Genomic DNA, 24,682 nt, shown 5'->3' on the forward strand with positions numbered 1-24,682 from the left:
TTCAGTCTCCTTGGGTGGCTGCAGTTGTGGAAACACCGGGCGTGGCATCACGGCGGGTGGGTTTGGAATCGGTGGCGGGGGTGGCCGCTTTGGCCGTGCCTTGTGCGATCAGCCAGCGGGCGCTGGCGTCATTCAGATCAAGGCGATCACCCACGGCGCGGCGCTTGCCTGCGTGGGTATGGGGTTTCAGCAGTTCGATGGAGAGGGTTTGCATAAGGTGTTCATCCTGTTTGGGTGAGGTCGATGGCGTGGGTGCGGTAACGGATCTCGTAGCGGGCGGGCAGCGCGACGGCCCCGGCGTCAGCGTCGTCGAACTCCCATTCGCAGTCGATCTCGCGCACGGCGATGGCCAGCCCGGAGAGATTCGGGTCGGCGAGCATTGCCGCGTGGGCCGCGACCAGCGCTTGGTCGGCGACGTCGAAGGCATCCGCACCGCGTGCCACCACGGCAAGCCGGACGATCAGCAGCCGGTCGACCAGGTGGTTGGCGTGGGCGGTGATGCTGTCGCCATCAACGAACAGCAGCAGCGCTGGACTGGCCTCGCGGGTGACCGGCACGGTAGGCATGCGCAGCACCGGTGTCGGGGCAATCGCAGATGCCAGGCGCGTGACGATCTCCCGCAAGACGCGCTCGCGAACGGAGTTCATGGGGTGTTCCTCAGAGTTGGGAGAGCGAGGCGCGACGCTCGGTGCCGTCGCCGATGGCGCGCACGTCGCGCACCTGATAGGTTTTGCCTGCCACCTCGACCGTGTCCCCGGCAGCCAGCGTCAGCCAGGACGCCGGGTAGACGATCTGGTAGTCCCGCGATAGCGCAAAACCATCCAGCACGGTTTCGTCCGGGGCACGGAAGGCACAGTGGACTGTGGTACCCGCCACCGTGACGGCGGTTAGCAGTCCGGCACTGCGGGCCGCCTCGTACAACGTCGCGACATCCATCAGGCAGCAACGAGCTTGATCAGCACGCCAGGGCGATGGCACATCGGCAGCGGGTTGCTCTGCGTGTGCAGATCGGTACCCCGGTCGAACTTGCGTGGCTCCTGCTTGGCATACAGCGGCTGGCCGATGGTGTTCACTGTCTCGTTGAAGTCCGCTGGCGCGAAGTAGGTCGCGAAGGTATCCACCGTGCCGACCGGGAAGGCATGGGCTTCCCCTGCGGCAATGAAGCGGCGCGATCCCAGCGTGCCGTCGGCCTGCACAAAGGAAGCCTGGCCACGGTATTCCTCGAAGGTGATGCCGCTGTAGCTGAAGCCCGAGCGCATGTCGTTGATCAGCACTGCGCCCTGCTGCCAGTTCTGATAAGCGGTCTTGACCTCCTTGTGGGTCGTCAGCGCCCGGAAAAACTCGGTCGAGCACAGCACATGCACGCCGGTCGAGAACTCGCCAGTGAGCCCATCTTCCATGAGGCCCAGCAACTCGAGGCAGGCAGTCTTGATTTGCCCGTTGTCGGCCGCCGTCGAAAACTCGAAGGACACCGATTGCGCAGTGATGTCGAACTCGTCGAACAGATCGACGAGCTCACTGCCATCAGCGTCGAGGATCTTGCCCTTGAGCGCACCCATGCGCAGATGCTCCAGGGTGATCGCGTGCTTGTTGCGCATGGTCTCCAGATGGCGGGCCATGACACCGCCGATGGCTTCCATTTCGGTTTCGGAACCGAAGGCGCGCAGTCCTTGCACTTCCTCGGGCAGCACCACGTCGTCGTGCGGGATGTGCGGGATCACGAAGGAGCGCAGGTTGCGCTTGCCACGTTCACCCACCGTGCCGGGCGAACCGGGCGCCCGGGTGGGCAGCAGGTTCAGACGACCGGCGTACTCCTCGACGATGATCTGCCGGGTGCGCACCGGCTTGGCCGGGAACAGGTTGAGTTGCTCCAGCCGCCCATAGCGGTTGGGCAGGAGGTTGATGGCGGCCGTCAGGCTGGCCATCGAGAAGCCGGGGTTTTCAAAAGGGTTCTGCATTTGGGATCTCCAGAAATGACGAAACCCGCCAGCGGCGGGTTTTGGGGGGAGTGAAACGGAGCGTTGGAAGTGGGTCAGGCGCGGGTTTTAGGCACTCTCGCGGGCCAGGACTCCACGTTCTGCGAGTTGCTTGATGGCAGCCACTTTGTGCGCAGTGCTGATGCCGGTCGGCCAGATCAATGCGCCGCGCGCGACGATGGCGTGGCGGGCGATCAGGATCGCGTCCTCACGGTCAATCAGCGTCGCATCGACGTCATTGCCGAGCACGCCGACGGCGGTTTCCGTGCCGTCCGAAGCGCTCGGGTCGATGGCCTTGAGCTTGGCGGTAGCCGTTTCGCGGCCCACCACGGTACCCAGCGACAGGTTCTGCGCGGCCGCGACGGTGTCCTGGTCACGCGAGTAGAGATTCGGCGCTTCGTACTTCAGCAGGTCGCCGAGATTCTTGGGTTGAGAGACAGTGGGCATGGCTTACTCCTTGGCGGTGAGTTTCTTGACGGCAGCGACCACCGGACTGTTTTCCGGGTGCTGGCTGGTTCCTGCCTCGGCGGTGATACGCGAGGCAATTTCGGGTTGGTCGGCACGGGCGTCGAGCAAGGCGCGGCGCACCTGCGCTTCCGAGAAGCCTGCTGCGAGGAATTCCGCCGTGCGTTGGGATTGGCCCGCGATCAGGCACATCTCTGCAATGGCCTGAGCTTGGCCGCGCCCGCTGGCGAAGGACTGCGCCAGTGCGGCTTGGGCGGCAGGCGTCGGTTGCGGATCGCTGTCGGTCTGCGGCTGGTCGCCCTGTGGGTCGGTGTCGGCCGGATGGCTCGGGTTTTCGTGGTCGTCTTTGGGGTCGGTCATGGTGTTCTCCAGGGTGAGAGGTTTGCTTCGGGGCGGGTTTGAAATGGCTTGCGCGGACAGGCTTCGCGGCGAGGCGCGGGCCACGCCGGGCTGCGCCAGCCGCTGCTTGGCCGCCAGCGCGTCGGTGAACTCGGTCATCACCGCATCAAACGGCATCACTGCGTCGGCGAGGCCTGCTGCCACCGCCTGCTCGCCGTAGAACAGCCCCGCCTCGGTGGCGCGCACGGCATCCGGATCGAGGCCGCGCATCTGTCCGACCTGATTCACGAAGATGTCGTAGAGACGATCCACCTCGGTCTGCAACGCGGTAGTGGCCTGGGGAGTGAGTGGCTCGTGCGGGGAGAAATCGTTCTTGTGGCTGCCCGCGAAGACAGCGGTGTAGTTCAGGCCGTCTTTGGCGTCCTTCACCGACTGGTCGACGTGCAGCGCGATCACGCCAATCGAGCCGACGCCAGCGGTCTGCGACAGCGTCAGGCGCTGGCAGGCAGCCGCGATGGCAAAAGCTGCCGAGTACGCGGCATCGTTGGCGTGCGCCCAGATCGGCTTGATGGCGCTGGCTGCGCGGATGCGCTCGGCCAGTTCGAACACACCCGAGGCCTCGCCGCCGGGCGAATCCAGATCGAGGAGGATGCCCGCCACCTGTGGGTCGGCCAGCGCGGCGTCCAGTCGGGCTTCGATCTCGCCGTAGGACATCAGGCCAGAGGCGGCTTCGATACCCATCGAACGTCTGACCAGCGTGCCGACCACCGGGATGACGGCAATGCCCGCCTGCCCCGATGTGGTGCTCTGGCGCGGCATGGGCAGCGGCATCGCCATGTCCAGATCCGGCAAGCCGATGCGGGAACCCAGCACGGAGAGGATCACGTCGAGTTTGGGACGCGCAATGAGGAGCGGCGTCCCGTAGAGGCGGGACGCCAGATGAACGAGTTGCATGTCAGTTGTCCTGATGGTCTTGCGGCACAGCCACTGCGGCGGCCGCATTCATGGGAGCGCTCAGAGGCGCTTTGTCGTGTCGCGGGTCGGAGTCGAAGACCAGACCGAGTTCGTCCGCCCGCAGGTTGTCGGCGGCGATCTCGCGGTCGATGTCTTCGGCGTCGTAGCCGAAGGCCGAGATGGCTTCCGAGCGAGACAGAAGTCCTGCACGAATGGCAGTCAGCATCGCGTCGAATTCCTTCTTGGGATCGACCCATTGCCAGCCCTGCGGAATCCACTTGGCCGACAGGTACTCGCGCCTGCGACGATTGAAGTCGGGGAGCGGCAGCGCCGCTTCCAGCACGGCTTGTTCCATCCAGGCCCGCCAGATCGGGCGGCACAGCTGATGTACGATCACGCCATGCTGGATGGCCTCGCAACGGCGGCGAAACTCGAGCAGACCGGCCCGGATCGACGAGTAATTCACCTGTGTCAGATCGCCGGTCAGCATCTCGTAGGTGATGCCCATCGCAGCGGCCACAGCGCGGAATTGCATGCGCAGAAATTCGGCATAGCTCGCGCCGACGTCGGCGGGCTGGCTGAACTTCACGTCCTCACCGGGCTCTAGGATCTGCATCGTGCCCGGCTCCAGACCGGCCATCGCTGCGCCGCTGGCGTCGGGCAGCCCTTCGCCCATCAGGTTGTCCTCGGGCGATAGGCGCGTGATGAAGCCTGCAAACATCGCGGCGGTTTTCTTGCGCACGAGCTCGGCGTCGTCGTACTGGTCTAGTTCGTTGAGCTTGACCAGCGCGCGCGCCAGCCACGGTTCGCCCCGGATCTGTCCGGGCCGCAAGGGACGAAACAGGTGGATGATCTCGCTGGCAAGAACACGAACCGTATCGATGCCGCCGGTGCCGGACATGGGTGCGAGCGAACCGTCACCGGGATGCGAGCGGTAGAGGTGATAGGCCACGCGCCGCCCGAGTTTGTCGAACTCGATGCCTGCGCGGATCACGTTTCCCGAGGCCAATTCCTGATTCAGCGTGGCTGGCAGGTGTTCGGGTTCGAGCAACTGCAATTGCAGGCCCACCGGCAGACCATCCTCCGGGCGGCGGTAGCGCAGCCGAACCAGACATTCCCCGCCTTCGAGCATCGCGCGACAGGCCAGCGCCTGCAGTCCATAGAAATCCGTCAGACCAGCGGCATCGGCTTCTTCGCACCAATCTCGCCAAAGGCTGTGAATGGCTTCACGTGAGGGCTGATCGGTCAGCATGCTCTGCGGCTTGATGCCGGTGCCGATGGCATTGGAGACGAAGGCCTCGACGCCTGCTGCAGCCCAAGCATTGCGGCGAACCAGATCGCGGCTCTTGGCGCGCAGTTCATTCTGTGTGAACGCCAGCGCTGCGACCGCGCCTGGATTGCCGACCTGCCATGCCAGCGCACGTCGACCGCCGCCGATGCCGTCGTAGAACGGTGTGCCACCGAACAGGCGACGGCGAATCTGAGTCAGCCAGCCCATCAGAACCCCTTGCCCGTAGTGACACGGATCTGCCGTGGAGCACCGGGCCACAGGCCGGTGTCCACGGCCTGCTCGAAGAGGTCGCGCTTGACCGCCGCGATGGCGGCCTTGAGTTCATCGACGCTGCGGTATTCGACGGTCTTGTCGCCAAAGGTCACGCGCTTCTCGCCCTTGACCAGCGCCGCTTCCAACGCGTCGAGGTGTGCTTGTGTGTAGGCCATCAGCGGAACACCGTGAGGTTGATTTCAGATGAGTCGTCGAACGATGCGGCCGTGGTGGCGCAACTGATGTCGACGTACTGGGCGGTCTTCTGGTCGGTGGTGGATCGCACGATGGCGATGCGCTGCGTGCCGCTGTTGGAGCTGCTGCGGGCGAGCGCCGTCCAGCAGTAATTGGCATCCGGCATGGCAGTAGCGAAGGTCACGCGGTAGCGGCCAGCCGCCGTTCGGGTCACATTGGCCACGTTGTGCGACGAGCGCACGACGATTTGCGTGCCGACATAGCCGAAGCACACCCACGCCCGGGCCAAGCCGGGGTGGGTGGCGTCGATCTTGGTCTTGACCTCGAGCCCGACACGACTTGCCAACGCACTGATGCGCGATGCGAGGCTCATCAGACCAGCGCAGCCACAAAGACCGCGACGAAGTCGGTGTCGGTGTTGCCGACATCACTGGCCGCGACGGCACCGATGTTGCTGCGCGCCTGGAGTTGTTCGGCGACGGTCAGCGACTGCGCAGCATCGAAGCGCACGCGGTTGTTGACGGCGGCGAGCAGCGCATCCAGACCACTGGTGCCGTTCTGCAGCAGTTGCTGGATTTCCACCAGCGTGTCGTAGGCGGCATCGGCACCGCCCAAGATCTCAGTCTTGAGCGCATCGAGCAGCGAGACGATCTTGTTGGACGAGTAAGTGCTGGTCGTTGCAATCTGCGCGTCATCAATTACCGCTGAGGACACCACGGCGGCTTGAAGCTCGTTGATGGCCGCGACCAGATTCGACTTGTCGGTGGTGGTGAGGTTGGCCAGGTTGCCTGCCTTGGCGCGGACGTCGTTGAATTCCTGCGCGACGCGGATGACCAGGCTTTCGATACGGGTAGCAAGACTCATGTTTTCTCCTTGGGTGTCAGGACAGCCAGCGGCTTTTGATCACGCGCCGACCGGTGTTGCGGTTGCCAGAAACAGCGAGGCCACCGCGTTGGGTGGCCTCGTTGATCGATTCAGTTGGTGTTTCGGGGGCTGGCGGACTGGCCAGCCCCAGTTGTCGCTCCAGTTCCCGCCAGTGGCGTTCCTCGAAACGATCCAGTCCCGCCGCCGATGCGGCCGCGCGGGCGTAGACGTAGCAGTCGAGCGCTTCGTTGCGCTCGCGCATCTTTTGCCACTCGCGCACCGGGAAGCCGTTGCGGTCGCGGCGGGTGATCAGTTGCTCCGCGCAAAGCTGCTGGATGAACTCTGCGTCGATCTTGGGCAGGTGGACGAACCCGGCAGGAAACACCGTAGTCAATCCGTCCTCGCCAACATCGGCGCTCTTGCGCAGGTTGTTGTAGAACTCCAGCTTGGCGATGCCCACCGCCACCGAGTACACCTTGATACCCCGGCGCAGCTTCTTGCCGCCCTGCGAAATATCGACGGCAGTTGGCGTCCCGATCAGGGCTGCACCGCGCGGCACACCCTTGACCGCCATCACGCGCGGATCGCGACAGGCCCGCACGAAGGCATAGGCCTCCTGCGTGGCAAAGCCGGTGTCCAGTGCAAAGCGGGCCAGCGGCATCACCGCGCCCGAGACGTGCGTCCACGATTCGGAGAGCATTTCAGCAAGGCGCTTCCATACCGTGTCGCGGGCGGTGTCGCCCATCAGCACGCGGTGCTCGACCAACCAGGATTCCTTGCCACGCCCGAAAGCCCAGACCGACGCCTCGATGCGATCCTTCTGCACGTCGGCAGCGCCCACCAGCAGCAGTCCGCCCGGCGGCACCGAGCCAATCCGGTAGTCCTCGCGGCGCTCGACCAGCCGCTGCCAGTCCGGTGCTTCACCTTCCTCGACCCAAGATTCGCCCAGCTCGGTGTTCTTGAAGGTCTTGATGGCGGCGGCCGATCCCGATTCCTTGCTGACCGCGCTCTCCCACGCAGCGGCGATCTCGCGCCAAGCACGCCAGCCCACCGGGCTGTACAGCGATGAGAGGTGAAAGCCCGCCGTCTTGCCCGTGCCATCAGTGATCATCGCGCGCCACTCGCCGTGCTCCAGCATCCACGTCTTGTGGTGCTCGGCAATCGCGGTGTCACATGACTCGCAGATGTAGGCGGCGGTCTCCGGTTGCCCTTTGTCCCAACGCAGCTGCTCGAAACGCAGCCACTGACGGTGGGAGCAATGCGGACACGGCACAAAGTAGCGACGTTGGTCACTGGCCTCGTACTCGCGCTCGATAGCCGATGCCCCTGAGATCGTCGGCGTCGAGACGATGAAGATCTTGCGCCGCGCGAAGGTGCGCGTGCGCGCCTCGGCCAGCGAGATCGCATCGCCTTCACCCTCGACGTCCAGCGGGTAGCCATCGACCTCGTCGAGAAACAGATAGCGCACCGGCATCGAGCGCAGACCGACCGCGCTGTTCGCACCAGTCATCACCAGCACACCGCCCCTGAATTCCTTGGCCAGGATGGTGTTGCCCGAATCCCGGCTGCGCGCCGGTGCAATCAGTTCGGCCAATGCCGATGACTCTTCGATCAGCGGATCAATCCGCTGCTTGGAGTTGCGCTTGGCCATCTCTACTGTTGGCCACACCGCCATCATCGGGCCCGGCGCGTGGTGGATCACGTAGCCGATCCAGTTCGATCCCATCTCAGTCGCGCCAAGCTGGGCGGCTTTCATGAACACCACGCGCTCGACCGGGGAGGTCGGCGACAGGCAATCCATGATTGCTTTCAGGTACGGCGTGCGGCTGGTGCGCCAGCGCCCCGGTTCGGCAGATGCCTTACTGGAGAGCATCCGGTGGCGATCCGACCATTCGGACACGGTGAGCAGCGGGTCGGGCGTCAATCCTTCACGCCATGCTCGTTCGATCTCGGCAGCGCCTTCGTAGTCCATGTCCATCAATCCACCCTTGGGCGCATCTCGCCCAGTTCCTGCAAGTGCTCACGCACCGCCGCCTCCAGGGCGATGTGCATCGTGTGGGGATCGACACCGAGCTTGGCCGCCATCTGCGCCGAGATGCGCGCTGGCCAGTTGAGCCATGCATCGCGTTCAGAGCGCGCCAGTTTGAAAACGTGGGCGATGGCCTGTGGCCGATCCACCAGCTCGCCCTTGAGGCGGGCCAGACGCACCTTGTTGGTTTGCGCCTTGACCACCTCATTGACCGTGCGCGCCTGAAGCAAGGACGTGCCACCTGAGGGCAGCGCTGCAGGCCCATCACCCGTGGTGCCGCTGGATTCCGGTACAGCGACCTTGACGGCGCGGGTGGCAGTGCCATTGCGAGGTGCATCGGAGTTGCGTGCCCATTCGCGGTCGACGCGCTCGGCATCAATCGTTCCGTCTGCCTCCGGCGTGATCCGTCCCGCAGCGATGGCCTTGCGCACCGCCGCATCGGACACCCCTCGGTGGCGTGCGTAGGCACGAATCGAAATACCCATATTTCCCCTTCGGGGCACCTTCAATCATTTGTTCGTCATTCCTGCGGATTGAGCTTGGCTTCCATCGGGAACAGCGCGTTCATACGTTCGTCATCAACACCATCAAAGGACACGGACATGAGCCAGATCGAAACCATCCTCACCCTGATCGCGCAGAAGTACCTCGGCATCGAGACACTGGAAACGCGCAGATCAGACAGCCTCGATTTCCACGACACGGCGGTCTGGTGCATCAAGGACGCACTGGAAGCCGCCTTCAAGGCTGGTGTCGAACTTGGCGCATCGATGCCGAAGGCGACGGAGTCGGAAATTGGCAACGACTGATCGACAGAGCAGCAAGCCAATCAAGAAACGCTTGGCTTCACTCCTGAACAGCGCGTTCATCACATCGTCATCAACCACCCCGAAGGAGCAGATCATGACCATCACCCAACTGACCCTGTCCCAGCATTCCGTCCTGGCCTACGCCATCCACAACACCAGCGGCAAGATCGATTGGTTTCCCGACAATCTCAAAGGCGGTGCGCGCAAGAAGGTGCTCGACGGCCTGTTAAACCGCGCACTGATCACAACGGACGGCACCGACTGGTTCGTTGCTGCCGAGGGTTACGACGCAATGGGGTGCGCTCGCCCCGCACTTGCGCCTCTGGAGGCCGACCCCGAGATCGAGGCAGCCGTGACGGCAGCCGAGGCCACGTGGGCCAAGGACGCCACTACCGAGCAGGCCAAGCCGCGCACCCGCGAGAACAGCAAGCAGGCCGAAGTGATCCGGATGCTGCAACGTCCGGAAGGCGCGACCATTGGCCAGATCTGCCTGGCCACAGGCTGGCAGGCGCATACGGTACGCGGCACCTTCGCCGGGGCCTTCAAGAAAAAGCTCGGCCTGACCATCGTTTCGGACAAGCCGCAGGGTGGCGAGCGGGTGTACCGAATTGCTTGAAGAAAGATGGCGAGAGAGGCCATGAATAGCTTGGCTTCTCTCGCCACCAGCGCGTTCATACGGATGTCGCAACGATCAACCCGGAGAACGCCATGAGCACCCAGCAAACCACCACCGAAACCAACTACCAGCACTTCATCGCAGAACTGACCGCGCTCACCCGCAAGTACGGGGTCGCCATACAGTCGGTCGGCGGCGTGATCCTGGCCGACACGCAGGGCGAATTCAGCAAGGTCAGTTACCGGGCCGATATCACCAGCGGCGACCTCTACCCGGAGTTCCCGGAAGGTTGAGCAGAAAGCTCGAGCAAGAGGCCAAGCGGCGCTTGGCTTCCTGCTTGAACAGCGCGTTCATGCTGGTGTCGTGATTGACGACGCCACACCAGGAGAAATCGCCATGAGCACCATGACCATCACCATCGAACGCACCCCGCGAACCCTGCAGTTCAGCGGTCAGAGCATCCAGATCGAGGAGTTGAGCATCCGCCTGCCGTTTTCACGCAAGCCCGCCGACCTCGGAGAATTGAGCGGGAGCGATCAGCACAAGGTCTACATCACCGAAACCAAGGAACTGACCACCGCCGAATTCGACGCCTTCTCGCGCAGTCTGCTGGTGTCACGCGATTGGCTGCGCGGCAAGGGCGGTGGCAGCGGCGACGGCTACCTCTGCGTCGAGGTCACCGCACCCGGGCGTCCCTACCTCTATGTCAATCCCGAGGGCGGTGATTACGCCCGCTACGTGGCCCGTCTCGGGTGATCGAAATTGATCGAGAAAGAAGCTACGAACAGCTTGGCTTCTCAATCGAACAGCGCGTTACTACGGGTGTCGCAACGATCAACCCGAAGGAGAAAACGCCATGACCGCCAACCCAATCCCAGCCACCCAGAACGATGCCTGGGGCTTTTGGGGCACGATGAATGAACACGCCAGCGCCGCATGGCCCTTGGCCATGAACGCCATCTCAGACTCCACTCACCAGCCCCTCGAGTCGGTGCGGATCTTCCTCGACAGTCGCCACGGACGTCACTTCGCCGACGATGTCCAGAACGGTTTGCACCAAGGCCAAGCCTTGCAGGATGCGATCAACGCCGCCACCCAACGCTGGATGGGTTGGACGATTGGTCGCCAGACCAGCAAGCAGTACGGCATCCCGCGCGGCCTGCCTTATCTGACCGGCTTTGTGATCCACTGCGAAATCTGCGACGAGATGGCCGCCTGATGAAAACGCCCGCCACCGAACGGGAGCAGGCACTGCGTTGGCTGATCGCCAACCGGCGTCCAGACGTCTCCATCGAGCAGGCCGTGCGCGTGATGTGCATAGCACTGCCTCGCGATCTCACCACCATGCAAATCCTGCGACGCATCGCCGAGGAAGAAGAGGCCAGGCAACCCGCCCGCCCATTCAACTGGCGCACACCTCCTGGTCTGCCGCCTCGCGGATAGCCTTCTGGCCGGTGAAGTCTTCCCACCGGCGCACGATTACGTCCACATATTTCGGATCGAGTTCGATCAGCCGCGCGACGCGCCCGGATTTCTCTGCAGCGATCAGCGTCGTGCCGGAACCACCAAACGGGTCAAGCACCACGTTACCGGGGCGACTCGAATTGCGGATCGCCCGCTCGACCAACTCCACCGGCTTCATCGTCGGGTGCAGGTCGTTCTTCTGCGGTTTCTTGATGTTCCACACATCACCCTGATCGCGGTCACCGCACCAGTGACGCTGTGTTCCCTCGGGCCATCCGTAGAGGATCGGCTCGTACTGGCGCTGGTAGTCGGCGCGACCGAGCGTAAAAGTGTTCTTGGCCCAGATGATGAATGTCGACCACTTACCACCGGCGGCACGGAAGGCTGCCTGCAGCACGTCCAGTTCGCTGGACGACATCGCCACGTAGATTCCGCCACGACTATGGGCCACGGTCGGCATTAGCGCTGCCAGCAGGAAGTCATAAAAGCCGTCGCCCAAATTGTCGTTGAGGATCGCGCGATCCTTGCCGCGCATCTTGTCCTTCGCGCTGTTGGCGTAGTTCACGTTGTACGGCGGGTCGGTGAACACCATGTCCGCCTGCTCGCCTTGCAGCAATCGGTCGTAGCTCTCGGCCACCGTCGAGTCGCCGCACAGCAAGCGGTGCTGGCCCATGATCCAGACATCGCCCGAACGCGAGATCGGTGTTTCGCCAACCTCCGGCACCGCGTCTTCGTCGGTCTGCCCGTCGTTGTTGGGCTCGTCGCCCGCCAGCAGTTCGGCCAACGCGTCAGCATCGAAGCCGGTCAGATCAATGTCGAAGCCTTCGAGTTGCAAGGACTCCAGTTCGATGCGCAGCATCGCGTCATCCCAGCCTGCGTTCTCGGCAATTCGGTTGTCCGCGATCACCAGGGCCCGGCGCTGGGTCGGACTCAGGTGATCGAGCACGACCACGGGCACGATCTCCAGCCCGAGCTTTTGCGCAGCGGCCAAGCGTCCATGCCCAGCGACAATGATGCCGTCACTGCCTGCGAGGATCGGGTTGGTAAATCCAAACTCGGCAATCGATGCGGCGATCTGCGCCACCTGATCATCCGAGTGTGTCCGCGCATTGCGGGCATAGGGCAGCAGTTTGGCAGTTGGCCACTGCTCGATTTTGTCGGCTAGCCAGTTCATGCAGCCACCTCCGTTTTGCGTTCAGTGGCGACCTCGTCGAAAGATTGGCCGGTGGCGATGAGCGTGACCAGCACGCCGGGGTGGTTTTGCTGAAAGCGCTTTATGGCCACGTCCACGTACTCCGGCGCAATCTCGACGCTACGACAAATGCGGCCAGTGCGTTGCGCGGCCAGCATCGTCGTGCCACTGCCTCCGAAGGGCTCGAACACGAGGTCGCCCGAATCCGTGTAGGCCTCGATGGCGAACTCCGGTAGCGCCACCGGGAAGACGGCGGGGTGGTCGATGTCCTGCCCGATCTTGCCCTTGTGGCGCATCACGCGGATCACTGAGTCGGGGATGCGGGTGTCCTGCGTCGGCTGACCCTTGTGCGTCCATCCGCTGACTTCGCCATCCTTGGCGCGCATCGCCGTGGATGAGCCATCGGCGCGCAGATGCGAATCCTGGCCAGCGTGCTTGCAGGGCACGATCTTGTTGGGCTTGCGGGTGCTGCGATTGAAGTGGAAAACGAACTCGAAACTCGGTGCCAGTCGGCCCTGCCAGTCGCCGGGCATGCCCGGCCCCTGATCCCAGACGTACCACGCAAAGCGCCGCCATCCTTGTTGGCGCATCCAGGACAACCAGCCGTCCCAATAGAGGATGACTTCGTTGTCGCGGTGGATCAGCCCGAGGTTGACTAGTACCTGACCGTCATCGGCCATCGGCACGTTGCCAAACACGCCACGCATCAGTGCATCCCAATCGCCAATGCCGCCGGAGGTGTAGTCGCGCTGATTGCCATACGGCGGTGAGGTGAAGCACAGACGCGCGGTGTCACCCAGCATCAGAGTAGCGACCACCGTCCGGTCGGTGGCGTCACCGCAAATCAATCGGTGCGACCCGATGGCCCAGACATCACCCACGCGCGACACCGGCACCACCGGTGCATCAGGCACATCGTCTGCCGTATCGGGGTCGTCGGCTTCTGCTTCGTCCTGCGCCGCAGGTTCTTCGTCAGAGGGCGCGGCATCTGCCAGCAGTGCCTCGATCTCGATGTTCTCGAAGCCGGTCAGCGCCAGCTCGTAACCCGCTTCCGAGAGTTCCGCCAATTCCAGTGTCAGCATCTCTTCGTCCCACCCTGCGTCAAGCGCCAGCCGGTTGTCGGCAATGACGAGGGCGCGCTTTTGTGCCGTGCTGAGGTGGGCCAATTCGATCACCGGCACCTGATCCAGTCCCAGCTTGCGCGCGGCCGCCAGACGACCGTGGCCCGCGATGATGCCGTTGTCACCATCGACCAGAACCGGATTCGTCCAGCCGTACTCGACGATGCTGGCGGCGATCTTGGCAACCTGCGCTTCGGAATGCGTGCGCGGATTGCGGGCGTAGGGAATCAGCGCCTCGACCTTGCGGTACTCGACGTTGAGCGTGTTCAAAGTTGGTGTCCTGAAAATAGAAAACCCGCCGACGAAGCCGTGGGCGGGTTTGTGGGTTGGTGCGAACTGGCGGGGGTGCGAACTGCGAACCGTGCGAACCTTGGTTCGCACCCTGACGCTAAAAAAGCGTCGCGCTGTCGCCCCCCGCATTGGTTTTTGGCCGGGAAGGACCCGTTGATTTCCGGGCAGCTCCGTCTGCCGTCACCTCTGTCCAGAAGATAGCTGAAATACTACCCCCGACCGGCCAGTTTTGTTGCAGGGCTACCGGGTCTCGAAAAGGACAAACGAGGCAAGGCGAGGACAAACACGGCAGGCATTACCCTAAATTGCCCACGTTTTTGGAACATCCTCGTCAAGTCGTGCTGCGCGGAGCGTATTCACTGTGCGCGCAGCGTGACACCGCCATGCGCTGCATTGAGGTGATCGGCCACCGTCTGCAATGCCCGCTGCCAATGCCGCCATGCCGTCGTTCGGTCGCAGGCGAAGCGGATCGTGATGTCTCGCCACCCGTAGCGCTTGGCCCGCATCCAGACCAAGTGCCTGTGTTCCTCCTCCAGCCACTGGACCCAGCGCATGACCTCCAGCATCCGCTCGATGGCAGCAGGGTCGGGAGGAAAGCGGTAGATCGTCGGTTCCGCGCCGAGGTTTTCCCAGGGCATGCGTTTGATCGCAGGCCAGCAGTTGAAGTAGCCCTGCACCCGCACGGGTGGCAAACGGCGTGCAGTGCTGGCCGCCTCTTCGAAGCGAGCGGCTACGTCCTCGATTGTCCACGCGTTGCGACGGTCAGCCATGGTGTCGTCCTCCCGCACCGTAGAGGCGCTCGCCGATCTGGCGCACCAGTTCGCGCTCCATCCAGTCGAGGCGTTCGTCGTCAGCGGAGACGACCAAGATGCGCTGGTCATGCCAGCCACGTTCCTTGATCGCATTCAGATCCGTGGCTTGAGGTTGCAGACGACCGAGGGGGCAGCGGTATTGGGGTGTCGGAACCTTCACGTCACACCTCCTGCGTCTCGACCGCCCAGTGCAATAGCGCCAGGGCATCGGCTTCGTTGTCGTCGGTCGGGGCATGGCCGCGCGATTGAACGGACGCGATCATTTCGTCCTTGCCCGCGTTTCCCTTGCCGGTCGCGTGCTTCTTGATCGTGCCGACCGGAACGCCTTGGTATGGGATGTTGTGATGCTCACACCACGCAGTCAGGTGCCCCATGAAACCGCCGTAGGCGTGTGCCGCATCAACGCCCGCGTGCCGTCGAACTTCCTCGAAGAACACAGCGTTGATGTGGTTGCTGGCCGAGAGCAGTTCATTGAGCCAGCGCTTGAAGCGAAGGAAGCGCATTCCGCCACCCTCGAATCGTTGCGGTTTGAAGTGCTCGGTGCCACTGGTGATGGTGCCGTCCAGGTGCTGCAGAGCCCACCCGGTGTGTGTGCCCAGATCAAGGGCCAGGATCGTTGTGTTCATCGTCGTGCTCCAGTTCGGGGGCGAGTGACGGATGCGACGGGTTCTTGGGATAACAGCCTTTACGTGCGCGCACGCGTAGCGCGTCAATCAGGAAATCCGTCAAATCCGTCACTCGACCGGATTGCTCAGTCATCTCGGTAGGGGAAGCCATGGCCACTTTGTGGGTGATAGGGCTTGGGTCTGAGGGCGATGCCTGTGATGCCGCGAGCGCCCCCGGTCAGCCGACACTTCTCGAACTTGCGGGCCGCCATCAGTTCGGAGAAGCGCTTGACCGAGCCCACGTACTCACCCGCGCGCTCAGCCCATTCACGCCAGTCAGCGAACAATTCGGAAACGCCTTCGCGGTGGGTCTTAGCCAGCAGGCAACGCTCTTCGATCCACTGCCCGAGCGCGTCCTCGGCCTCGAAATACTCCTCAGTCGCCGACACCACACTGGCGGGTGGCTTCAGTCCTTGGCGTTGCCAAAGGCTGCAGCCCTCGACCGCCCACGCCAGAATGCCGTCCCGTTCCTTGAGCAGCTTTTCCGTCAGCCTGCCGTCACGCCGTTCGGGCGGGATCGTCACCGTGAACGGGATCAGGTGCAGTCGCCGCTTCATCGCCTCATCCACGTTGCGGATCGATGGCTTGTGGTTGCCTGCGATCACCAACTTGAACTGCGGTACGTACTCGAAGAAGTCCTGGCGCATGAAACGCGCAGACACCTTGTCGCCACCGGTGATGGCCTTGACCTTGGATTCGTTCCAACGCCGACCCTGTTCGGTTTCGATGGATGACACAAAGCGTGCGCCGCGCAGGCCCGCCAGATCGGTCGGATGCCGGTCGGTGCGCGCCTCCATGAACGTGTCCATCGGCGCGTTGGCCGCGTAGTCGCCCAAGATGGTGGTCAAGACGTTGACGAACACCGACTTGCCGTTCGCGCCGGTCCCGTACAGGAAGAACAGCGCGTGCTCGCTGGTCACGCCCGTCAGGCAGTAGCCGACCATCAGTTGCAGATAGGCAATCAGTTCAGCGTCGCCGCCTGTGACATCGGCCAGGAATGCGCGCCACGTCGGACTGTCGCCCTGCGGTGTGGCCGTGGTCACCTTGGTCATCCGGTCATCGCGCCGGTGCGGTCGCATGCGGCCCGTGCGCAGATCAACCACACCGCCTGGTGTGTTGAGCGCCCAGACGTCGGCATCCCACTCCTCGGCGGTGGACGCGTGCTTGGGATCGGAGCGTGCGATTTTCTCGACGGACGAGATCGTGGCGGAGCTGGCCAGCTTGCCTTTGAGCCGAGGGCTGTCCGCCTTGAGTGACGCCATCCGGCAGATACCGCGCGCCAGATGAGACACATAGAGCACCTGATCCGGATTCCAGCGGACACCGGTCCAGACCAGCCATTTGCCCCAAAGCGCGCAGTAGCGCCAGTCCTCGCCATAGCGGCGTGTGAAGGCCGAGGACAAGCCGTCCTCCGTAGCCCAGTCGACACCGGTCAGCAGATCCGGTGGTGGCGTTTCCTCGACCGAGCGCATCACCGGCATCCGCTCGCCGACGGCGAGGAAGCCTCCCACATCGAAGCCGTCCGGAATGGCGTCAGCCGCATCCCAGCCTTCCGGCTTGTCATCGGGAGGCACCAGGATGGCGACCGTGGTCGCACCCGCGTTCAGGATTGCTTGCGATGCACGGTCAGCGTAATCCCAGCCCGGCGCGTCCCGGTCAGGCCAGATCAGCACAGATTTGCCCGCCAGCGGCGACCAGTCGGTCTTGTCGACGGGAGCATTTGCGCCATGCATGGCCGTGGTTGCCACCACGCCGATGGCGATCAGGGCCTGCGCACACTTCTCGCCCTCGACCAGCACAACGTGACCAGCGGCAGCCAGCCCCGGCTGGTTGTACAGCGGGCGCGGATCGGGCGAAGTCATCTTGCGCCGCTTGGCATCCCACGGCCGGAACTCCTTCTTGCGCCCGGGTGGATCGTAGCGGTACACGACCGCAATCAGTTTGCCGGTGGCATCGAAGTAGTCCCATTTGGCCGTGGCCGGGCCGAGATCGTCGACCGGGGCTTCCATCTTGGCTTTGCGCACCGGCACCGACCGAGCGCGACCGAGCAGATCGGCAGCCTCGTCGAGCACCCGGGGAAAGTCAGTGTGGATGTTGGCCCCGAGATAGGCCGCGATCAGCGCGAAGATATCGCCGCCGTCGCCTGTGGCGCGATCCGTCCACAAACCCGCTTTCTCGCCTTCGAGCACGACCTCGAGGCTGTCACCCGGGCTGCCGAGAATGTCGCCAATGAGGAACTTGCCCCTGCGCTTTTTCCCCGCAGGGAACATCGTGGTCAGCACCGAGTCCAGGCGTGCGATCAGGTCGGCGCGGATCTCGTCGCGCTGAGATTCTCGGTCGTGCTCCGCAGTTTGAGTGGCGTCGTTGAAGTCGATCATTCGGCCCCCTCGACAGATGCGTCTGCGTCATCGGCATCACGGCCTTGGACGGCAGTGCTGCGTGTGGCCCACGCAGAGAGTTCGGACAGTCGATAGCGCACCAGACCGCCCATCAGGTAGTGCGGAATCCGGTACTTGCTGCGCATGGCATGGTCGGCAAACCAGTAGTACGGCAGGCGCAGTGCGGCAGCGGCCTGCTTGGCGTCGATCATCGGTTCGATGGCATTCGCTGGAGTGTTGTTGTCGGTCACGCTTGTGTCCTCCAGCAGCGGTCTTGCCACGCGCACATCCGGCATTCGAAGTGGGTCGGGTCATTGAAGGCGCGCGGCAGAAGTTCTCCCGCCTCGGTGGCCGTGATGACCTTTACCGCCCGATCCGACATGCGCTGGGCGAGAGCTGCGTCAAAGGGCACGGCCTCGGTGTAGATCTCCATCGTGTCGGCGTTGAGCGCCGTGAAGATCGCCGAGTGCTCGTGCAGTTCGAGATAGGCTTGGTAGATCGCCACTTGCGCGGCGTAGATGGGCTTGGAGATGGCCAGCCCTTTTTTCTCCAGATCGCTCCAGGATTTGTTGCCCAAGCATTTGCATTCCCAGAGCGCGGGATAGGCGAAGCCCTCCGGGCCACCGACGATGACGCCGTCGATGTGGCCCTGCAGGCGACCGTTGGCCACCGAGAAACCGAACTGCTCGCCGTCGGCCTTGCGGGTGCGCAGGTCGAAGCCCGCGTCCCGCAGCCACGCGACCATGCAGTCCTCCATGACATGGCCGCGCTCGAGGATGCGCAGCATCCGACCCGGGGTATCACGCCCGTGGTCGATGGGTGCCTTGGCGTACTCGAACTGCAGCGCGCGTTCACAGGCCACGCCGAGACGTGAGGCCCCGAGGTACTGGCGTTCTGACTGGCGGGCGCGAGCCTGCTGGAGGCCCGTGTCCACCAGGGTGGTGACCTGACCCGAGATGCTCGATGAGGAGTTGAAGTCGATCATGGCTTCTTCTCCTTCGGCTCTTCCCAGGGCAGGTCGTCCTCCAGATCGGCGAACGGGTTGGCTGCACTCGGCGTCATGGGATCGGCCGTGGGCGTCATGCCACGCACCGGCGGGTACTTGCTCGTCTCGTGGTGCTCGACCATTGCCTCGGTGTAGCAAGTGACGATGGCGTCGATCACTTGCAGCGCCTCGGCTTCGGAATAGTCGCCCAGCGGTTTGGCGAAGCCGATCTCGCCCGCTGCCTCGCCGAAGGACTTGAGGCATTTCTTCATCGCGGCCAGTTCGACATCAGATGGATCGATCATGGCGACCTCCTTGGTGTCGGTGCGGCCGTCTTTGACCCGCAGCCAGTTGCCGTACAGCGTGTGAAACGCGTTCTGGCAACGCTGCGAGCAGAACACCCAGTCGATGGGGTAGCGCCGGGGATTGCCGACACCGTGACGGTTGTCGGTGTGGCCGAATCCCCGGGCCTGTCGTTTGCAGACCCAGCATTTCATTCGCCCCCCCTTACTGAGCCCATGACGGTTTGCCCGTCACGGGTGCGCGTTGAGGTGTGGATGCCTGATACGCAGGGGCTGCCTGCGCTGGCGCGCCGGAGGTGCCACCGCCAGAGCTGCTCTTGGTGGGCACGCCCATCAACTTGGCGTAGTCGGGGTGATCGGGTTCGATCGCCAGCTTGACCACGTTGCGGTCTTGGCCCTTGGTGTCCTTCTCGATGTCCACGCGGGCCAGGAACTCCAGACCGTCCAGTTCGTGAAAGCCCTGGATGCGGCGGGCGGCGGCAGCCTGTGGGCTGTTGTCCTGCGGGTTGACGTTGCGGGCGCTGTTGAGCGCGGCGCGAAGGAAGCTGCGCCCCATCTGCCCCCAGGTCGGCCCCTTGGGGGAGTGCAGGCCGATGTTGCTCCACATCTTGCGTTTGGCATGATCGCCAGCGGTAACCACGAATTCGGCGGCGAGGTAGATAGAGCCCGTGTCGAAGGATTCGGTGGCGTAACCGCCGCCCCAGCCCTGCGACGGATCGTCATAACCGCCGGGCTTGAGGGTCATGCGTACCGGGACGGCGGTGCCTTTGGGGATCAGTTCGAAGCCGGACTGCTGTGATTCGGCGTCGTTGAAGTCATTCCAGTTGTTGGTGGTCATGGCGATTACTCCTGAGATTCGATGTGTGCGGCGGCGCTGGCGGGCGTGGTGGATGTGCCCGCGCACTTGGCGATCAGCGCGCCGAGATGCGGCGGCTCCAGCAGGTCGAGACGACCGCTGCGGTCTTTGGCCGGGAAGCCGTAGGGATTGACGGTGTGTGTGACGAAGGCGCGGTAAGCGCTGCCGTCGTCGGCCTTGATCTCGGCCAGCGTCACGACCTCGTCGACGATGCCGGGCAGCTCCAGACTGGTCTTGCTGCCTTCGATCTGTGGCACGAACACCTTGCGGTTGAAGTCATCCAGTCGCTCATCGAGGATGGCGACGAACACCACATTCTTGCCCCGGGCGTGCTGCAGGTGGGTCAACGCGCCGATCATTTCCTGGCCGAGCAGGCCATAGGCAGCGCGCAGATCGGGCTTGCCGGAACGATCACTGACCGCGCCGGGCTGCGTCTTGCACCACGCGAAGCACTGCCGGGACAGCTGCGTGATCGAGTCGAGAAAGAAGGTCTGATAGCGGTCGAGCTGCGTCGGGTCGCCGAACTTCTCGATGACGTGGTCGTAGTGCGCCTGCGAGAACGCGCTCTCCGGCGGCAGCGACTTGTCCGGGCCCGCGAGGAACACGAAGAAGTCGCGGCTCTCGGGCCACGATGCCGGACGGATGGTGTCGCCCGGCCAGTCGGCCACGGCGAGATCACCCGCCTCAATGTCGAGGAACAAGGTGGTGGTCGGGTCGAGGTCTTTGAGCCGGGTGGTCTTGCCGATGCCGGATTTGCCCAGCATCAGGAGCTTCACGCCCTTGCGTTCAGCAAGTCGCTGTTGGGCAGAGATGATTGGAAGTGACATCACGCCACCTCCTTCAACTGCTCGGCGACGGCGGGATTCCAGAGGATCTGATAGCCGCTGTGGCCATTGCGCGAGTACGGCATGGCCTCGGCCCACGCTTCACCGGCCTCGGTCAGCTCCCACTCGTCGCGGTCGTTGCGGAACTGAAAACCGTGCGATGCCAGCATCTGGTTCGTGGCCTTGGCCGAACGGCTCAGCAGCTTGCCGAGTTGGGTGGCATTGCGCGCGCAGATCGGCTCATTGGCCGACGGCAGCGCGCGGCGCAACACCTCGGTGGTGATGCCGGTGTTCTCCTGAATGCAGGTCAGGGTTGCCGCTGCCGCGATGCCCGGCTTCACACCCGGCACCTTCGCCACGGCCTCGCCGATCAGCAGAATCGCGGATACGCGGTCGTGGGTCGGTGCAGGTAAAGCCGCCAGGGCACCAGGAATGGCGTAGCTGCCGGTCTTGTGGATCGCGGGCAGTACCTCGCTGGTGACCCAACGCTTGAAGCGCTTGGCTGCATCCTTGGTACTGCCGAGGATCAGGGCGTAGAGGCCCGACTCGTTGACATGGTTGGCGCGCTGCGTGCGTCCGAGGTTGTCGATGACCTCCAATTTCTGGAGGTCATCACCATCGACGTGGGATTTGATCGCCTGAGACGGATTGCTCATCTCCAAGGCATCGCAGACATCGCTGGCGTTGAACCACGGCAGGCCAGCACCATCGACTTGGACGCGCACGGCGTGCGCTTCAAACTGGAAAGGAATGATTGCACTCATGGTCGTTACTCCGAATCAAGGGAAAGGGTGAAAGACGGCTTGCCGGAATCCACGGTGCGGGCGGCGGCGAACTGCTGTTGCAGCGCCGGGGGCCAGTTCGTGTAGCGGGACTCGGAGACGGATAACTTGATGTCGAGGTAGCCCTCGACCTTCTCGCCCGAAGCCACGATGCGCTCGGCGATTTCGGCCAGTTGCTGCTGGCTCCAGCTGACCTTCTTGGGTAGCTCGAACTTCAGATGCAGCGGGCCATCGCTGATGTGGGCAGTGCCAAAATCGCGGCCGGACTCACGCAGCGCGGCGCGCGCCTGCTCGCCGTAGCACTGATCCAGCGCCGCATCGAACTTGGTGCGGGCCTTCTTGAGCCAGTCGATGGCCGCGTCGAGGTTCTTGTCGATCTCGCGTTTCTGCTCAGGTGGCAGAGCGGCCAGTTGGCTGACGGACATCTCGGCGATGTCGGCGGGGAAGATGGTCAGATCGCTCATGGCCTTCCTCCTCACTGGTACGCACGAGTGAAGCTGGAGTAACGCGAGACGCGCCGCTCGAAGGCTTCGATTTCGTGCAGGAGGTAGGTGACGCGGCGGCCGAGCTTGCAGTAGATCGGCCCGAGCTGTTCCTGACGCCAGCGGCGCAGGGTCTTGACGGAGAGCCCCCAGCGGATGGCGAGCTCGTTTTCGTCGAGGGCGATGCAGGTGACATCGCCCGGGTTGGGTCGGATGGGATTCCGACCGATTTGGATTGCTGGTGCTTGGGTTTGCATTTCGATGTGCCTCCTAGATGAAATGGGCACATCGAAGTCTCCGCACGGGTTTATGGCCCGTGTCTGGTTCGATTTATGGGCGGATTTATGTGTTGCGCCGTATCCGATATTTGCCGCGCTTGACCAGGGCGATAACGTCCTCGCGCTCAGCCTTGCCACCGAAGGCATCGTCGAAGGACTGATAGCCGGTGTTGGCGATCCTGTTGACCTCGGCCCAGGACACCTCAGGTGCGGCCTTCCCGTCGGCACTCCACATCTGCTTGATGATCTTGGCCCGCTCCGCCGACAACTCGCGCGATTCGGGGAAGTGCGGCAACTTCAGTCGATTGCCTTGGAAGAACTCCACTGGCTCCGGCGCACCACTGGGTGTCACATAGCCGTGCAGCACCCTGTCGAATGCGCTCGCGTCGAAAACGTCCTGCCCGCCGTCCACGCGGACGAACTCGTCGAGCGCCCGAATCACATGGTCACGCGGCAACACGGAATGCGTTCGGCATGCCTGCAAAACCACGCCACTGCGTGGCCACACCGAGTCGGCCAGAACGGAAGATGTATCGTCGACGGGTGCACATGCCCACGCCCGCCCGACAAACACCGGAGCAAAATCATGCGTCCCAGCGACGCGCAAATCGCCCAGATGCCAAAGATGATGCGGCGTGCGACATGGGCGATTTGCCCGCCGCCGATCCTCCATGCCCATCAGTGATGCAAGATCGGCCAGCCATGGTTCGATCTGGATGCCGTACAGCGCTATTTCGCTCAGTGGCCGCACGACAGTGCGACCGTTCAGCGGGCTGCGATAGCGATAGCAACCTGCATCCGGATCAGCCTCGATTTCGACCTCACGCTCGGAGTCCAGGAACGGAGCCATCACATGCGTGAGGTGGCCCTTGTCGGTGACCCAGCCCCGTTGCATAAACTGAAGCCAGTCACGCCCGAGTGATGTGGCCAGTACCGGTGTATCCAGGCTCTGCAACCTGTCAATGGCTGCGAAGAATCGCAGATAGAGTGACATCGTCGGCTTCTCCCTCAGAACTCGCTCAGTACGCCGATGCGGATCAGTTGCTCCAGCACGCGTTTGCGGTCGTCCTCGGTTTTGCTCTTGTCATTCAGCCCGTTGGGGGCGGTGATCTGGACGGCGACGTTGTGTGCCTTGCGGTGGGGCTGCTTGGCTATACGCATCACCAGCTTCACTTGCACCAGCGCGTACTGGCTCAGATCCTCGGCGCTGTAATCCTCGTAGGCGACTTGATAGATGTTGCGACCGTCGCGCCGGTCGCGGGTGATCTCCATCTTGCTTGCCAGTTGCCGGGAAACGGGTTTTCCACCCAGTTCCAGCTGCTGCTCAAAAGGCTTGGCCACCTTGATCTGCAGAATCGCGATGCTCTCGATATCGGCGATGCGATCCTGTTCCAGTCGTTTGAGCATTGCCGAGGTTGAGAACCCGAACAAATCGAACTGGCGGATCGGCATGTCATCAATCGTGCCTTCATGCGCCAGCACCACATCACGGAAGATGGTGGCGAGTTCGCGCCGCGCCTCACGGTTTTCGCAGAACACGGTCAGCGCTCCGGTGGCCGGTTCCCAGGAAAAGCGCGCCGACATGGCCGCAGGTTCCTCGTGATCGATCACATGGCCATCCTCGACCTGCTGGTAATGTGCAGTGGAGCCATTGAAGGTGGCGCACACAGTGTGCAGAAGGTTCGGGGATTCGCCCTCTGCATCGTCATCATCGTCATGCTGTGAATGTGACAGACCATGCCGCACAAACTGCTCGATCAGGATTTGATCCTGCGGCACATGCGGGAACAGCTCGGCAATCCGTGTGCGCAGCGTTTCCTGGACGTCGTCGACTTGCTGCGGCTCCACGCCCTTGGGGCCAAGGTAGTGGCTGGAGAAATGGTCGCTTTTCCATTGGCGGTGCATCACCTGTTCATGCTCGGCCTGATCGAACCGAGTTTCGCGACGAGCCCCGGCCTCGGGGAACTCCTGCAGGATGCACAGGTGCAGTGCGCGGCTGTGACGGTCGCTGGGCGCTTCAAGCACGGCAGCATCGTCCTCGCGTCGTTCGTCGAGCACCGACTGAACTGCCTGCGCGCCGTAGTCATCGCCAAGCAGGAGCACCCGCTCGACGACATCTTCGAGGCGCTGGCGAATGGCAGCGTCCAGCTTGGCCACGCAATGAAAAAACGCATGCCGGGATTCGACCGGCAATTTGCCCTTGGCGGCTTCGGCCAACGCATGCAGTTCCGGCAACGGTTCACCGCTGGCACGTTCGAGCAGGCGCACCACCAGCGTCGGACGCTTTACCTTTCGCAGCAGATCGATGAAATGCTCCATTCCGGGCAGGATGGCGGGGCCGTCATCCGACCGCTGCTCGCGCACGCGTTTCGAGGATAGTTGCTGATTGACCACTTTCTCCTGCTGAGCGGTGGTGGTGTGACCGGTAGGCATAGGCAAGCTCCTTCAACAAAGTGCGCG

33 protein-coding genes are annotated in these 24,682 nt (G+C 63.3%); 5 read left to right on the forward strand and 28 right to left on the reverse strand.

Features of this window, described 5'->3' with window-relative positions; genetic code table 11:
- Position 1: 1 nt before the first annotated feature.
- The 12 genes from OU995_RS22820 to OU995_RS22875 form a co-directional block, all read right to left on the reverse strand.
- A complete protein-coding gene (locus OU995_RS22820; protein WP_267832436.1) occupies positions 2-214 on the reverse strand; it encodes a DUF7210 family protein in 213 nt (70 codons plus the stop codon).
- 7 nt (positions 215-221) lie between these two features.
- Entirely contained in the window at positions 222-647 is a 426-nt protein-coding gene (locus OU995_RS22825) for a hypothetical protein (protein WP_267832438.1), read from the reverse strand.
- A gap of 10 nt (positions 648-657) precedes the next feature.
- Positions 658-936 carry a head-tail joining protein gene (locus OU995_RS22830; protein WP_267832439.1) on the reverse strand — a complete coding sequence of 93 codons (279 nt, stop codon included), beginning with the start codon at positions 934-936 and terminating at the stop codon, positions 658-660.
- Positions 936-1,958, reverse strand: coding sequence for a major capsid protein (locus OU995_RS22835; protein ID WP_020200538.1), 1,023 nt, complete (start codon positions 1,956-1,958; stop codon positions 936-938). Before OU995_RS22835 ends, OU995_RS22830 begins: the two co-directional genes overlap by 1 nt.
- 87 nt (positions 1,959-2,045) lie before the next feature.
- On the reverse strand, positions 2,046-2,423 hold the full coding sequence (locus tag OU995_RS22840) for a head decoration protein (protein ID WP_267832441.1): 378 nt from the start codon (positions 2,421-2,423) through the stop codon (positions 2,046-2,048).
- Positions 2,424-2,426: 3 nt separating this feature from the next.
- Complete coding sequence (locus OU995_RS22845; RefSeq protein WP_267836344.1) at positions 2,427-3,734, reverse strand: S49 family peptidase; 1,308 nt, start codon at positions 3,732-3,734, stop codon at positions 2,427-2,429.
- Position 3,735: 1 nt separating this feature from the next.
- Entirely contained in the window at positions 3,736-5,232 is a 1,497-nt protein-coding gene (locus OU995_RS22850) for a phage portal protein (protein ID WP_267832442.1), read from the reverse strand.
- On the reverse strand, positions 5,232-5,453 hold the full coding sequence (locus OU995_RS22855; RefSeq protein WP_204731987.1) for a phage head-tail joining protein: 222 nt from the start codon (positions 5,451-5,453) through the stop codon (positions 5,232-5,234). The genes OU995_RS22850 and OU995_RS22855 overlap by 1 nt, the downstream gene beginning before the upstream one ends.
- Positions 5,453-5,845 carry a hypothetical protein gene (locus OU995_RS22860; protein WP_267832443.1) on the reverse strand — a complete coding sequence of 131 codons (393 nt, stop codon included), beginning with the start codon at positions 5,843-5,845 and terminating at the stop codon, positions 5,453-5,455. Before OU995_RS22860 ends, OU995_RS22855 begins: the two co-directional genes overlap by 1 nt.
- A complete protein-coding gene (locus OU995_RS22865) occupies positions 5,845-6,336 on the reverse strand; it encodes a hypothetical protein (RefSeq protein ID WP_204731989.1) in 492 nt (163 codons plus the stop codon). The genes OU995_RS22860 and OU995_RS22865 overlap by 1 nt, the downstream gene beginning before the upstream one ends.
- Before the next feature lie 16 nt (positions 6,337-6,352).
- Entirely contained in the window at positions 6,353-8,314 is a 1,962-nt protein-coding gene (locus OU995_RS22870; RefSeq protein WP_267832444.1) for a phage terminase large subunit family protein, read from the reverse strand.
- The gene (locus OU995_RS22875) at positions 8,314-8,850 is read right to left on the reverse strand and encodes an elements of external origin (protein WP_267832445.1); all 537 of its coding nucleotides are present in this window, start codon (positions 8,848-8,850) and stop codon (positions 8,314-8,316) included. The genes OU995_RS22870 and OU995_RS22875 overlap by 1 nt, the downstream gene beginning before the upstream one ends.
- Before the next feature lie 117 nt (positions 8,851-8,967).
- On the opposite strand from OU995_RS22875, the gene OU995_RS22880 reads away from it, so the two are divergent.
- From OU995_RS22880 to OU995_RS22900, 5 genes are all read left to right on the forward strand, one after another.
- Complete coding sequence (locus tag OU995_RS22880; protein ID WP_267832446.1) at positions 8,968-9,174, forward strand: DUF6900 domain-containing protein; 207 nt, start codon at positions 8,968-8,970, stop codon at positions 9,172-9,174.
- 94 nt (positions 9,175-9,268) lie between these two features.
- A complete protein-coding gene (locus OU995_RS22885; protein ID WP_267832447.1) occupies positions 9,269-9,790 on the forward strand; it encodes a DUF3489 domain-containing protein in 522 nt (173 codons plus the stop codon).
- A gap of 92 nt (positions 9,791-9,882) precedes the next feature.
- Positions 9,883-10,083: a hypothetical protein gene (locus tag OU995_RS22890; RefSeq protein ID WP_267832448.1), complete on the forward strand. Its 201-nt coding sequence runs from the start codon at positions 9,883-9,885 to the stop codon at positions 10,081-10,083.
- A 103-nt stretch (positions 10,084-10,186) separates the two neighbouring features.
- The gene (locus OU995_RS22895; RefSeq protein ID WP_267832449.1) at positions 10,187-10,546 is read left to right on the forward strand and encodes a hypothetical protein; all 360 of its coding nucleotides are present in this window, start codon (positions 10,187-10,189) and stop codon (positions 10,544-10,546) included.
- Positions 10,547-10,646: 100 nt separating this feature from the next.
- Entirely contained in the window at positions 10,647-11,009 is a 363-nt protein-coding gene (locus OU995_RS22900) for a hypothetical protein (protein ID WP_267832450.1), read from the forward strand.
- A gap of 183 nt (positions 11,010-11,192) precedes the next feature.
- Here OU995_RS22900 and OU995_RS22905 read toward each other — a convergent pair whose 3' ends face one another.
- The 16 genes from OU995_RS22905 to OU995_RS22980 all read right to left on the reverse strand — a co-directional run bounded on the left by OU995_RS22905 (position 11,193) and on the right by OU995_RS22980 (position 24,655).
- On the reverse strand, positions 11,193-12,428 hold the full coding sequence (locus tag OU995_RS22905; RefSeq protein ID WP_267832451.1) for a site-specific DNA-methyltransferase: 1,236 nt from the start codon (positions 12,426-12,428) through the stop codon (positions 11,193-11,195).
- Positions 12,425-13,837 carry a site-specific DNA-methyltransferase gene (locus OU995_RS22910; protein WP_267836345.1) on the reverse strand — a complete coding sequence of 471 codons (1,413 nt, stop codon included), beginning with the start codon at positions 13,835-13,837 and terminating at the stop codon, positions 12,425-12,427. The genes OU995_RS22905 and OU995_RS22910 overlap by 4 nt, the downstream gene beginning before the upstream one ends.
- A gap of 377 nt (positions 13,838-14,214) precedes the next feature.
- Positions 14,215-14,628: a DUF6362 family protein gene (locus OU995_RS22915; protein WP_267832452.1), complete on the reverse strand. Its 414-nt coding sequence runs from the start codon at positions 14,626-14,628 to the stop codon at positions 14,215-14,217.
- On the reverse strand, positions 14,621-14,830 hold the full coding sequence (locus OU995_RS22920; protein WP_070527274.1) for a hypothetical protein: 210 nt from the start codon (positions 14,828-14,830) through the stop codon (positions 14,621-14,623). Before OU995_RS22920 ends, OU995_RS22915 begins: the two co-directional genes overlap by 8 nt.
- Before the next feature lies 1 nt (position 14,831).
- Positions 14,832-15,296: a crossover junction endodeoxyribonuclease RuvC gene (locus OU995_RS22925; RefSeq protein WP_267836346.1), complete on the reverse strand. Its 465-nt coding sequence runs from the start codon at positions 15,294-15,296 to the stop codon at positions 14,832-14,834.
- A 125-nt stretch (positions 15,297-15,421) separates the two neighbouring features.
- Positions 15,422-17,713, reverse strand: a complete 2,292-nt coding sequence (locus OU995_RS22930) for a phage/plasmid primase, P4 family (protein WP_267832453.1) — start codon at positions 17,711-17,713, stop codon at positions 15,422-15,424.
- The gene (locus OU995_RS22935) at positions 17,710-17,925 is read right to left on the reverse strand and encodes a hypothetical protein (RefSeq protein ID WP_267836347.1); all 216 of its coding nucleotides are present in this window, start codon (positions 17,923-17,925) and stop codon (positions 17,710-17,712) included. Before OU995_RS22935 ends, OU995_RS22930 begins: the two co-directional genes overlap by 4 nt.
- Positions 17,926-17,960: 35 nt before the next feature.
- A complete protein-coding gene (locus tag OU995_RS22940) occupies positions 17,961-18,698 on the reverse strand; it encodes a PD-(D/E)XK nuclease family protein (RefSeq protein WP_267832454.1) in 738 nt (245 codons plus the stop codon).
- The gene (locus tag OU995_RS22945; RefSeq protein ID WP_267832455.1) at positions 18,695-19,195 is read right to left on the reverse strand and encodes a DUF6511 domain-containing protein; all 501 of its coding nucleotides are present in this window, start codon (positions 19,193-19,195) and stop codon (positions 18,695-18,697) included. Before OU995_RS22945 ends, OU995_RS22940 begins: the two co-directional genes overlap by 4 nt.
- 10 nt (positions 19,196-19,205) lie before the next feature.
- Entirely contained in the window at positions 19,206-19,838 is a 633-nt protein-coding gene (locus OU995_RS22950; RefSeq protein WP_267832456.1) for a hypothetical protein, read from the reverse strand.
- A gap of 5 nt (positions 19,839-19,843) precedes the next feature.
- Positions 19,844-20,683, reverse strand: coding sequence for an ATP-binding protein (locus OU995_RS22955; protein WP_267832457.1), 840 nt, complete (start codon positions 20,681-20,683; stop codon positions 19,844-19,846).
- The gene (locus tag OU995_RS22960; protein ID WP_267832458.1) at positions 20,683-21,444 is read right to left on the reverse strand and encodes a Bro-N domain-containing protein; all 762 of its coding nucleotides are present in this window, start codon (positions 21,442-21,444) and stop codon (positions 20,683-20,685) included. The genes OU995_RS22955 and OU995_RS22960 overlap by 1 nt, the downstream gene beginning before the upstream one ends.
- A 5-nt stretch (positions 21,445-21,449) precedes the next feature.
- Positions 21,450-21,926, reverse strand: coding sequence for a hypothetical protein (locus tag OU995_RS22965; protein ID WP_267832460.1), 477 nt, complete (start codon positions 21,924-21,926; stop codon positions 21,450-21,452).
- Positions 21,927-21,937: 11 nt separating this feature from the next.
- Complete coding sequence (locus OU995_RS22970) at positions 21,938-22,201, reverse strand: helix-turn-helix transcriptional regulator (protein ID WP_267832461.1); 264 nt, start codon at positions 22,199-22,201, stop codon at positions 21,938-21,940.
- A gap of 85 nt (positions 22,202-22,286) precedes the next feature.
- Positions 22,287-23,216, reverse strand: coding sequence for a hypothetical protein (locus OU995_RS22975; RefSeq protein WP_267832462.1), 930 nt, complete (start codon positions 23,214-23,216; stop codon positions 22,287-22,289).
- 14 nt (positions 23,217-23,230) lie between these two features.
- Positions 23,231-24,655, reverse strand: coding sequence for a hypothetical protein (locus OU995_RS22980; protein ID WP_267832463.1), 1,425 nt, complete (start codon positions 24,653-24,655; stop codon positions 23,231-23,233).
- Positions 24,656-24,682: the final 27 nt, after the last annotated feature.

The sequence above is a fragment of the Roseateles sp. SL47 genome (assembly GCF_026625885.1).
Classification (GTDB): domain Bacteria; phylum Pseudomonadota; class Gammaproteobacteria; order Burkholderiales; family Burkholderiaceae_C; genus Roseateles.

Coding starts and splice junctions, on each gene's coding strand:
- OU995_RS22900 (WP_267832450.1), top strand. CDS start 10,647: ATGACCGCCAACCCAATCCCAGCCACCCAGAACGATGCCTGGGGCTTT.
- OU995_RS22840 (WP_267832441.1), bottom strand. CDS start 2,423: ATGCCCACTGTCTCTCAACCCAAGAATCTCGGCGACCTGCTGAAGTAC.
- OU995_RS22925 (WP_267836346.1), bottom strand. CDS start 15,296: ATGAACACAACGATCCTGGCCCTTGATCTGGGCACACACACCGGGTGG.
- OU995_RS22870 (WP_267832444.1), bottom strand. CDS start 8,314: ATGGACATGGACTACGAAGGCGCTGCCGAGATCGAACGAGCATGGCGT.
- OU995_RS22955 (WP_267832457.1), bottom strand. CDS start 20,683: ATGTCACTTCCAATCATCTCTGCCCAACAGCGACTTGCTGAACGCAAG.
- OU995_RS22975 (WP_267832462.1), bottom strand. CDS start 23,216: ATGTCACTCTATCTGCGATTCTTCGCAGCCATTGACAGGTTGCAGAGC.
- OU995_RS22915 (WP_267832452.1), bottom strand. CDS start 14,628: ATGGCTGACCGTCGCAACGCGTGGACAATCGAGGACGTAGCCGCTCGC.
- OU995_RS22825 (WP_267832438.1), bottom strand. CDS start 647: ATGAACTCCGTTCGCGAGCGCGTCTTGCGGGAGATCGTCACGCGCCTG.
- OU995_RS22950 (WP_267832456.1), bottom strand. CDS start 19,838: ATGACCACCAACAACTGGAATGACTTCAACGACGCCGAATCACAGCAG.
- OU995_RS22895 (WP_267832449.1), top strand. CDS start 10,187: ATGAGCACCATGACCATCACCATCGAACGCACCCCGCGAACCCTGCAG.
- OU995_RS22850 (WP_267832442.1), bottom strand. CDS start 5,232: ATGGGCTGGCTGACTCAGATTCGCCGTCGCCTGTTCGGTGGCACACCG.
- OU995_RS22860 (WP_267832443.1), bottom strand. CDS start 5,845: ATGAGCCTCGCATCGCGCATCAGTGCGTTGGCAAGTCGTGTCGGGCTC.
- OU995_RS22880 (WP_267832446.1), top strand. CDS start 8,968: ATGAGCCAGATCGAAACCATCCTCACCCTGATCGCGCAGAAGTACCTC.
- OU995_RS22960 (WP_267832458.1), bottom strand. CDS start 21,444: ATGAGTGCAATCATTCCTTTCCAGTTTGAAGCGCACGCCGTGCGCGTC.
- OU995_RS22830 (WP_267832439.1), bottom strand. CDS start 936: ATGGATGTCGCGACGTTGTACGAGGCGGCCCGCAGTGCCGGACTGCTA.
- OU995_RS22835 (WP_020200538.1), bottom strand. CDS start 1,958: ATGCAGAACCCTTTTGAAAACCCCGGCTTCTCGATGGCCAGCCTGACG.
- OU995_RS22945 (WP_267832455.1), bottom strand. CDS start 19,195: ATGAAATGCTGGGTCTGCAAACGACAGGCCCGGGGATTCGGCCACACC.
- OU995_RS22980 (WP_267832463.1), bottom strand. CDS start 24,655: ATGCCTACCGGTCACACCACCACCGCTCAGCAGGAGAAAGTGGTCAAT.
- OU995_RS22885 (WP_267832447.1), top strand. CDS start 9,269: ATGACCATCACCCAACTGACCCTGTCCCAGCATTCCGTCCTGGCCTAC.
- OU995_RS22820 (WP_267832436.1), bottom strand. CDS start 214: ATGCAAACCCTCTCCATCGAACTGCTGAAACCCCATACCCACGCAGGC.
- OU995_RS22965 (WP_267832460.1), bottom strand. CDS start 21,926: ATGAGCGATCTGACCATCTTCCCCGCCGACATCGCCGAGATGTCCGTC.
- OU995_RS22865 (WP_204731989.1), bottom strand. CDS start 6,336: ATGAGTCTTGCTACCCGTATCGAAAGCCTGGTCATCCGCGTCGCGCAG.
- OU995_RS22935 (WP_267836347.1), bottom strand. CDS start 17,925: ATGATCGACGCCAAGCAGGCCGCTGCCGCACTGCGCCTGCCGTACTAC.
- OU995_RS22905 (WP_267832451.1), bottom strand. CDS start 12,428: ATGAACTGGCTAGCCGACAAAATCGAGCAGTGGCCAACTGCCAAACTG.
- OU995_RS22970 (WP_267832461.1), bottom strand. CDS start 22,201: ATGCAAACCCAAGCACCAGCAATCCAAATCGGTCGGAATCCCATCCGA.
- OU995_RS22930 (WP_267832453.1), bottom strand. CDS start 17,713: ATGATCGACTTCAACGACGCCACTCAAACTGCGGAGCACGACCGAGAA.
- OU995_RS22890 (WP_267832448.1), top strand. CDS start 9,883: ATGAGCACCCAGCAAACCACCACCGAAACCAACTACCAGCACTTCATC.
- OU995_RS22875 (WP_267832445.1), bottom strand. CDS start 8,850: ATGGGTATTTCGATTCGTGCCTACGCACGCCACCGAGGGGTGTCCGAT.
- OU995_RS22845 (WP_267836344.1), bottom strand. CDS start 3,734: ATGCAACTCGTTCATCTGGCGTCCCGCCTCTACGGGACGCCGCTCCTC.
- OU995_RS22855 (WP_204731987.1), bottom strand. CDS start 5,453: ATGGCCTACACACAAGCACACCTCGACGCGTTGGAAGCGGCGCTGGTC.
- OU995_RS22940 (WP_267832454.1), bottom strand. CDS start 18,698: ATGATCGACTTCAACTCCTCATCGAGCATCTCGGGTCAGGTCACCACC.